This window comes from Sandarakinorhabdus rubra (assembly GCF_010994245.1).
Classification (GTDB): domain Bacteria; phylum Pseudomonadota; class Alphaproteobacteria; order Sphingomonadales; family Sphingomonadaceae; genus Sandarakinorhabdus; species Sandarakinorhabdus rubra.
On record NZ_WMHO01000114.1, the window covers coordinates 1 to 8,172 of the forward strand.

Genomic DNA, 8,172 nt, shown 5'->3' on the forward strand with positions numbered 1-8,172 from the left:
GGGCGCTGTGGGCGCGCGTGGCGGCCAGCGTGAAGCCGTTGCCGGGCAAACGGGCGCCGGTCATCGAACCGGCGTCGGCCGCGCCGCCCCCACCAGCGCCATCCCAGCCGCCGCCGGCACCGGCCGCCCGGCCATCACGCCCCAGCGCCCCGACAAAGCGCACGGTGACTCATCCGCTGGGCGCGCCGCTGGACGGCACATGGGACCGGCAGATCAGCCGCGGGCGGCTGGTGCCCGATCGCAGCATCGATCTGCACGGCCACACGCTGGCCGAGGCACATGCCCGGCTGCTGGCGGCCATCACCGCTGGCGATGGCGCCCGCGTGCTGCTGGTGATCACCGGCAAGGGGCGACCCGAGCGACCCAGCCGCATCCGCGCTGAACTCATGCACTGGCTGGAGCAACCCGATCTGCGCGCCGCCGTGGCGAGCGTGCGCCCCGCCCACCCGCGCCACGGCGGCAGCGGCGCTTTTTATGTGATCCTGCGGCGAGCCAAATAACCTGTCGCCAATCCCAGTCGGTGTTGGGCTGGCGAGCCGCTAGAACAGGGCAAGGGAGAACGTGATGAGCGAAGATGTCGTGCTGGTCAGCCATGATGGCCCGGTGGCCATCGTCACCATCAACCGCCCGCAGGCGATGAACGCGCTGTCGCGCAGCGTGCGCGCTGGCCTGGCCGCTGCGTTCCGCGCGCTGGAGGCCGATGCTGCGGTGAAGGCCATCGTTCTGACCGGCGCCGGCACCCGTGCCTTCACTGCCGGGCTGGACCTGAAGGAACTGGGCAGCGAGGGGCTGGGTGCCGCCAATGCCGAATCGCCGGCCGACAACCCGGTGAAGGCCATCGAGCAGACCGGCAAGCCGGTGATTGGCGCCATCAACGGTGTGGCCATCACCGGCGGTTTTGAAGTGGCGCTGGCCTGCGATGTGCTGATCGGCAGCGAGAATGCCCGTTTTGCCGACACGCACGCGCGGGTAGGGATCATGCCGGGCTGGGGGCTGTCCCAGAAGCTCTCGCGCCTGATCGGGCCCTATCGCGCGCGCGAACTGTCGCTCAGCGGCAACTTCCTTGATGCCGCCACCGCCGAACGCTGGGGCCTGCTCAACCGCGTCGTGCCGGCCGAGCAGCTGCTGCCCGCCGCCATTCAACTGGCGCACGACATGGCCGGCATCGCGCCCGGATTTTCCCGCGCCTACAAGGCGCTGATCAACGACGGCTATGCGCTGCCGTTCCGCGAGGCGATGGCGCTGGAGGCGACACGGTCCACCGCCGCAAATGCCAAAGTCTCCGCCGCCGAGGTGGAAGCCGCGCGCGGCGCCGTTCAAGCGAGGGGTCGCCAGCAATGACCGCAATGCCATTTCCGGGCTTCAACAGCGACACGCTGGACAACACGCTCGTCAACCCGGCGGCCTATGCCGATGAAAGTATCCACGACGCCTACACTGCCCTGCGCCGCGATGATCCGGTGCACTGGACCGAGCCGACCGGTTTTCGCCCCTTCTGGTCGATCACCCGCCATGCCGACATCGTCGCCATCGCCAAGGCCAACGACCGGTTCATCAACCGCGAGCGCACCTACATCTCGCCGATCGAGGCGGAAGACTGGGTGAAGGCCACCACCGGCGACACCCATCTGTTCCGCACTCTCGTCGATCTGGATGACCCGCTGCACATGAAGCTGCGGCGGATCACCAACACATGGTTCATGCCGCAGAATTTGAAGGCGCTGGAGCCCCAGATTGCCGCCATCGCGAAGGCCCACGTGGACCGCATGGCGGCGCTGGGCGGGTCGTGCGACTTCGTCAACGAGGTGGCGCTCTGGTATCCGCTGAGGGTGATCATGATGATCCTCGGCCTGCCTGCCGAAGACGAGAACCGCATGCTGCAGATGACGCAGGAGATCTTCGGCCCGCAGGATCCGGACGTCGTGGCCCGCTCCCGCATTCTGACCCAAGGTCTTGGCGGCCCGGAAGCCACCGGCAACCCGCAGGTCGACATCTTCGCGCTGGTCCAGCAGTTCTTCCAGTATTTCGGCCTGGTGCTGGAAGACCGGCGCGCCAATCCGCGCGATGACCTCGCCACCGTGATCGCGCAAGGCCAGGTGGACGGCGCGCCCATCGGTCTGCTGGAAGCGATCAGCTATTACGCCATCACCGTCACCGCCGGCCACGACACCACCAGCAGCAGCGCGTCCGGTGGCCTGCTACAGCTGATCCGCAACCCTGAGGAGCTGGCGAAGCTGAAGGCCGATCCGGCACTGATCCCGGGTGCGGTGGAGGAGATGATCCGTTGGGTGACACCGGTGAAGCATTTCATGCGCACCTGTACCGAAGACACGGTGGTGGGCGGCAAGACCATCCGGAAGGGCGATGGCGTGGCGCTGTTCTACTGGTCGGGCAACCGCGACGAGGCGGTGTTCGACGAGCCGTTCCGCTTCCGGGTGGACCGGCCGAGCAATCCGCAGACGGCCTTTGGCAACGGCGTCCACCAGTGCCTGGGCCTGCACCTGGCGCGCATGGAGATCCGCGCGCTGTTTGCCGAGCTGCTGCCGCGCCTTGACGCGGTCGAACTGGCCGGCGAGCCGAAGAACAGCGTCGCCAACTTCGTCTCCGGCCTCAAGACCCTGCCGATCCGGTATCGCCTGCGATGAAGGCTGATCCCGCCCGACGGGACAAGACGGCCTATCCGGCCAGCCTGACGCTCGAAACGCGCTTTGCCGACATGGACGTGAACGGCCATCTCAACAATGTCGCCATCGCCCGTCTGTTCGAGGAGACGCGGGTGCGCTTCAATCGCGGCCATGCGGCCCCGGCGGGACAGCGCCGCTCCAGCTTTGTCGTCGCCCGCGTCGCCATCGATTATCTGGCAGAGGGCAATTACCCGGCGCCGGTCACGGTCACCTATGCCATCGCCCGCATCGGCAGCAGCAGCTTCACCGTGGCGATGGCCGCCTTTCAGGACGAACAGTGCATCGCCCTATGTGACAGCGTGCTGGTGCACCGCGACCCTGAAACCGGCCCGGCACCGATCCCGCCGGCGTTGCGGACGCGGCTTGAGGCGCACGCCCTTCGCGGCTAAGGCAGCCGCTCATTCCCCCAAACGGAGCACAACCCATGGCCGACGCGCCGAGCACCCTCACCCTTTCCCTCGATAGCGGCGGCGATGTCGTCATCAAGCTGCGGCCCGACGTGGCGCCCGGCCATGTCGAACGCATCACCACGCTGGCCAAGCAGGGCTTCTATGACGGCATCAAGTTCCACCGCGTCATCCCCGGCTTCATGGCGCAGGGCGGCTGCCCGAAGGGCACCGGCACCGGCGGATCGGACCTGCCGGACCTGAAGGCGGAGTTCAACGACGTGCCGCACGTGCGCGGCGTCTGCTCGATGGCGCGCACCTCGGCGCCGCACAGCGCCAACAGCCAGTTCTTCATCTGCTTTGACGATGCCCGCTTCCTCGACCGCCAGTACACGGTGTGGGGCGAGGTGATCTCCGGCATGGAGCATGTCGACGCGCTGCCCAAGGGCGAACCGCCGCGTGAGCCGGGCAAGATCATCAAGGCGACGGTGGCCTGAAGCCCCTGACCCCTGACTGCTGAACCGAAAACCCCCGCCGGAGCGATCCGGCGGGGGTTTTCCTGTTCAGGTGATCAGCAGATCAGCGACCGGCAGGCGATCGCCGTTGGCCCGAGCGCTGGCCGCCAAAGCTGCCTCCGGGACGGCCCTGCGGGCGGGCGCCTTGCGGACGCTGGCCTTGCGGGCGGGCACCATCAGGGCGAGCGAAGCCGCCTTCGCGGCGGGCGCCGTCACGAGCGGCTTCACGGCCGCCATCACGGCCGCCCTCGCGACGCGGACCCCGGCCATCAGCATGCACCACGGCGCGCGGATCGCGGCCCCTGGCACCGCCGCGCGGGCCCCGGTTGAACTCGCGCTCCTCGCGCGGCGGCTCGGCTGCCGCCGGGCTCGACTTGATGAGCTTCGCCGTCAGGCCGACGAGATCGCGGAAATTGGCCGGCAGCGGCTGCTGTTCCAGGCTCATGCGGATCGTCCGCTCGATGTCCTTCAGGTAGGGCCGCTCATCGGGCGCGCACAGGGCAATGGCCCGGCCTTCGCGGCCGGCGCGCGCGGTGCGGCCGATGCGGTGGACATATTGTTCCGGCACGTTCGGCAGCTCGAAGTTGAAGACGTGGGACACCTGCGGGATGTCGAGGCCGCGCGCCGCGATGTCGGTCGCCACCAGCACGCGCAGTTCGCCCGACCGGAAGGCGCCGAGCGCCTGCGTGCGCTGCGCCTGGCTGCGGTTGCCGTGGATGGCGCGGGCTTCGATCTTGTGGGCAGCAAGCTGGCGCACCACCCGGTCCGCGCCATGCTTGGTGCGGGTGAAGACGATGGTGCTGGTGACGTCCTCGCTGGCCAGCAGATGCGCGAGCAGCGCCAGCTTTTCCGGCTGGGAGACATGGATCACCGATTGCACCACGCGCTCCGCCGTGGTCGCCGCCGGCTGCATCGCCACCTTCACCGGGTCCTTCAGATATTGCTGGGACAGCGCCTCGATGCTGGGCGGCAGCGTAGCGGAGAACAGCATTGTCTGGCGCTGACGCGGCAGCAGGCGGGTGATGCGCTTCAGGTCAGGCAGAAAGCCGAGATCGAGCATCTGGTCGCATTCGTCGAGGACCAGCATCTCGACATGGCCCAGATCGATGGCGCCCTTCATGACAAGATCAAGCAGACGGCCGGGGCAGGCCACCAGCACATCGACGCCATGCTGCATGGCGCGTTCCTGCCGGTTGATCGGCACGCCGCCGAACACCGCCGTGATGCTCAGCCGCATGTAGCGGGCATAGGCCTCAAAGCTGGCGCAGATCTGCCCGGCAAGCTCACGGGTGGGCGCGAGCACCAGCACGCGCGCCGACAGCTTCAGGCGGTGCTTCGGCTGGGCGGCGAGGCGGTGCAGGATCGGCAGCGCGAAGGCCGCCGTCTTGCCGGTGCCGGTCTGGGCCAGGCCCAATATGTCGTGCCCGGCCAGCGCTGGCGGGATCGCCGCCTGCTGGATCGGGCTGGGGGTGGTATAGCCCTTGTCGGCGATGGCGCGGGCCAGCGGCTCGGCAAGCGCGAGATCGGCAAAATTCATGTGTGTGTTTCCAAATATATCAGGCGCCCGGGTGGCACCATGCCAACCAGGTGGGTCCTTGGGACCCGGGGGTTGACTGGCAACCCGCGTGATATGGGAAGCAAGCTTGGGGGGTGGGGCCCTGGAGCCTGGCCTCTGGCCTTCGGCTCCGATCACGCGCCCATCGAATGGAGCGGTGTATGAACGGGATGCCGGGCAAAGTCAACGTTGCCGCCCTGCCCCTCCCGTTGCGCTCGGCATGCCCTTGTGCTTGGCTCAAGGCCTGTAGTGGGGACTGCGGGGGAGGCGGCAGTGAAACGAGCCATGCTGGCGATGACCGCGCTGATTGCGCTGGGCTGGGGCGCGGTGGCCCCCGCGCAGCCGGCGGCGCCGCGGGCCCGCGATCTTGGCGTGCCCTTCGATGGCACGCCGGGGCCGCTGAATGCCATCACCGACGTTGCAGGTGTCGAGGTGGGCTTCAGGACGCTAGTTTCCGGCGAGGGCGCGCGGGTGCGCGGCAAGGGCCCGGTGCGCACCGGCGTGACGGCGATTTTTCCGCGCGGCAAGGCCGATGGCCGCGGCGTATTCGCCGGCTTCTTCGCCGGCAACGGCAATGGTGACATGACCGGCACGCATTGGGTGGAGGAAGGCGGCGTGCTGGAAACGCCGATCCTGATCACCGGCACCGGCAGCGTGGGCGTGGTGCGCGATGCCGCCTTCAAGTGGCTGGCCGATCGCCGCGAGGGCCGCTTCTGGTATCCGCTGGTGGCCGAAACCGCCGACGCGACACTGCACGACATGGCCGGCCAGCATGTGACGGTGGCCGACACGCTGGCCGCGATGGATGCCGCCCGCCCCGGCCCTGTGGCAGAGGGCAATGTGGGCGGCGGCACCGGCATGGTGTGCAATGGCTTCAAGGGCGGCACCGGCACCGCCTCGCGGCGGCTGACCGCAGCCGAAGGCGGCTACACCGTCGGCGTGCTGGTGCAGTGCAACTATGGCTCGGCCACGGGCCTGCGCATCGCCGGCGTGCCGGTGGCGCGCGAGATGGACCTGCAGGGGCCGTGCGTGACGCAGCGCCTGCCCACCCCGCAGCGGCGTGGTGGGCAATTGGCGCCCGTGTGCGACCCCAGGCGCGTGGCGCTGGCCGATGCCCCGCTGGAGGAGCATCGCGGCTCGATCATCATCGTCATCGCCACCGATGCGCCGCTCACGCCTGAGCAGCTGAAGCGGCTGGCGCGGCGCGGCACGGCGGGCCTGGGCCGGCTGGGATCGATCCTCGCGGATGGCTCGGGAGACATCTTCATCGCCTTCTCCACCGCCAATCCGGGCGTGGACGATGGCAACTGGCACCAGGCGGCCGACCGGCCGGTACAAGTGGTCCGGCTGCCGAACGCTGCGATCAACCCGCTGTTCACCGCCACCATCGAGGGCGTGGAAGAGGCGGTGATCAACGCCATGATCGCGGCAAGAACCATGACCGGCGCCGATTACTGGACGATCTCGGCGCTGCCACACGACCAGTTGCAGGCCATCCTGCGCCGGCACAACCTGCTGAACCCACCCCGGCAGGCCACGCCGGGCGGCAGCGGCTTGTAACCCAAGCGTCACATCCAGCCGATAGGGGCTGGCGGATAAAGCGAATCCGGCTAGGCTGCGTGCGCCTGCGGAACAAGTTGGTGTAGGGGTGCAGCCGCTGATCCGGACCGAGGACAATCCGCCATGGCCGGCCCGTCTGCTGGCCGGTGCCGAGCTGCTGGGCTGGGCACTGGCCGGCGTGGTTCTGGCCCGGGCGCTGTGGCTGGCGATCACCCCCGTCGGTGCGCTGGGCGAGCCGCAGGTGGCGGCGCCGCCGCGGGTGATGGCGGCCATCGATCCCTTCTTCCCGCAGGCCGCCGCGCCCGCCGATGCCGTTTCCGGGCTTGATCTGGCGCTGGTCGGCACGCGGGTCGATGCCGCTTCGGGCCGCGGCTCGGCGATCATCGCAACGCCCGATGGCCGCCAGCAGAGCATCGGTGTGGGCGAGGAGATCATGCCCGGCGTGCGGCTGGCCGCCGTGGACTTCGAATCGGTGACGCTGGATCGCGGCGGCGTGCGCGAGACGCTCTATATCGACCAGTCGGGGCCGCCGGCAGCAGCAGGGGCACCGCAATGATGCGCCGCCTTGCTGCTGCCCTGTTGCTCGCCGCCCTCTCGGCGCCAACGCTGGCCCAGACCACGGTGAACCTGCGCGATGCCGATGTGCGCGCCTTCATCCAGGACGTGTCGCGCGCCACCGGGCGCAGCTTCATCATCGATCCGCGCGTGCAGGGCAAGGTGACCGTGGTGTCCGATCGCCCGCTCGACCAGGCCGGCTATTTCGAGCTGTTCCTCTCCACCCTGCGCGCCAATGGCCTGGTGGTAACGCCAGCCGCCGGTGGCGCCTTCCGGGTGGCGCCGGCCGAAGGCGCCGCGACGCAGCCCAGTGCCGGCCAAGGCCGCGACCGTTTCGAAACCCGCGTGCTACCCCTGAATTACATCGATGCCGCCTCGGCGCTCGAATCGCTGCGGCCGCTGGTCAGCCGTGAAGGCCAGGTGACGGCCAACCGTGCCGGCAATGCGGTGATCGTTGCCGATTATGCCGACAATGTCGCCCGCGTGGCGGCGCTGGCCCGCCAGCTCGACCAGGACCGGGCGGCGGTGCGGGTGATCGCGCTGAAGCACGCCGGCGCCCGCGAGATCGCCACCAGCTTGAGCCAAGTTGCGCAGGGCAGTGCCGAAGGGCGCGGCTGGCAGGTGGCGCCGGTTGATGGCAGCAACAGCCTTGTCCTACGCGGCGACCCCGCAACGCTGGGCAAGCTGGCGCGCATCGTCGCCGATCTTGATGGGGCCGCGGCCGCCGGCTCCGATGTGCGGGTGTTCTTCCTCAACCATGCCGACGCCGAGAAGCTTGTGCCGGTGCTGCAGCAGCTGGTCGGCCAGCCGGTGAGCCCGGCCAGCCAGTCGGCCCCGCTGGCGCTGCCGTCCGAGCCAATGGGCGGCAGCAACCCGCAGCAGGGCCAGCAGCCGACACCGCAACCGCTGCCGCAGGC

9 protein-coding genes are annotated in these 8,172 nt (G+C 69.2%); 8 read left to right on the top strand and 1 reads right to left on the bottom strand.

Going from position 1 to position 8,172, the window contains the following annotated elements:
• Positions 1 to 164: 164 nt before the first annotated feature.
• The 5 genes from GJV64_RS08370 (at position 165) to GJV64_RS08390 (ending at position 3,567) form a co-directional block, all read left to right on the top strand.
• Entirely contained in the window at positions 165 to 500 is a 336-nt protein-coding gene (locus GJV64_RS08370) for a Smr/MutS family protein (RefSeq protein WP_235927662.1), read from the top strand.
• Between the two features lie 64 nt (positions 501 to 564).
• Entirely contained in the window at positions 565 to 1,341 is a 777-nt protein-coding gene (locus GJV64_RS08375) for an enoyl-CoA hydratase (protein ID WP_164156808.1), read from the top strand.
• Complete coding sequence (locus tag GJV64_RS08380; RefSeq protein ID WP_235927663.1) at positions 1,338 to 2,645, top strand: cytochrome P450; 1,308 nt, start codon at positions 1,338 to 1,340, stop codon at positions 2,643 to 2,645. The genes GJV64_RS08375 and GJV64_RS08380 overlap by 4 nt, the downstream gene beginning before the upstream one ends.
• A complete protein-coding gene (locus GJV64_RS08385; protein WP_164156809.1) occupies positions 2,642 to 3,073 on the top strand; it encodes an acyl-CoA thioesterase in 432 nt (143 codons plus the stop codon). The genes GJV64_RS08380 and GJV64_RS08385 overlap by 4 nt, the downstream gene beginning before the upstream one ends.
• Before the next feature lie 35 nt (positions 3,074 to 3,108).
• A complete protein-coding gene (locus tag GJV64_RS08390; protein ID WP_164156810.1) occupies positions 3,109 to 3,567 on the top strand; it encodes a peptidylprolyl isomerase in 459 nt (152 codons plus the stop codon).
• 82 nt (positions 3,568 to 3,649) lie between these two features.
• Here GJV64_RS08390 and GJV64_RS08395 read toward each other — a convergent pair whose 3' ends face one another.
• The gene (locus tag GJV64_RS08395) at positions 3,650 to 5,122 is read right to left on the bottom strand and encodes a DEAD/DEAH box helicase (protein ID WP_164156811.1); all 1,473 of its coding nucleotides are present in this window, start codon (positions 5,120 to 5,122) and stop codon (positions 3,650 to 3,652) included.
• 303 nt (positions 5,123 to 5,425) lie between these two features.
• On the opposite strand from GJV64_RS08395, the gene GJV64_RS08400 reads away from it, so the two are divergent.
• From GJV64_RS08400 to GJV64_RS08410, 3 genes are all read left to right on the top strand, one after another.
• Positions 5,426 to 6,700, top strand: coding sequence for a DmpA family aminopeptidase (locus GJV64_RS08400; RefSeq protein ID WP_164156812.1), 1,275 nt, complete (start codon positions 5,426 to 5,428; stop codon positions 6,698 to 6,700).
• Between the two features lie 88 nt (positions 6,701 to 6,788).
• Positions 6,789 to 7,256: a type II secretion system protein N gene (locus GJV64_RS08405; RefSeq protein ID WP_164156813.1), complete on the top strand. Its 468-nt coding sequence runs from the start codon at positions 6,789 to 6,791 to the stop codon at positions 7,254 to 7,256.
• Positions 7,253 to 8,172, top strand: a 920-nt coding sequence (locus GJV64_RS08410) for a secretin N-terminal domain-containing protein (RefSeq protein WP_328799169.1), incomplete at its 3' end; no start/stop codon positions are given. The genes GJV64_RS08405 and GJV64_RS08410, both read left to right, overlap by 4 nt.

Excerpts from the sequence above, each read along its gene's own strand:
- GJV64_RS08375 (WP_164156808.1), top strand. The coding sequence starts at position 565 with ATGAGCGAAGATGTCGTGCTGGTCAGCCATGATGGCCCGGTGGCCATC.
- GJV64_RS08395 (WP_164156811.1), bottom strand. The coding sequence starts at position 5,122 with ATGAATTTTGCCGATCTCGCGCTTGCCGAGCCGCTGGCCCGCGCCATC.
- GJV64_RS08385 (WP_164156809.1), top strand. The coding sequence starts at position 2,642 with ATGAAGGCTGATCCCGCCCGACGGGACAAGACGGCCTATCCGGCCAGC.
- GJV64_RS08380 (WP_235927663.1), top strand. The coding sequence starts at position 1,338 with ATGACCGCAATGCCATTTCCGGGCTTCAACAGCGACACGCTGGACAAC.
- GJV64_RS08400 (WP_164156812.1), top strand. The coding sequence starts at position 5,426 with ATGCTGGCGATGACCGCGCTGATTGCGCTGGGCTGGGGCGCGGTGGCC.
- GJV64_RS08390 (WP_164156810.1), top strand. The coding sequence starts at position 3,109 with ATGGCCGACGCGCCGAGCACCCTCACCCTTTCCCTCGATAGCGGCGGC.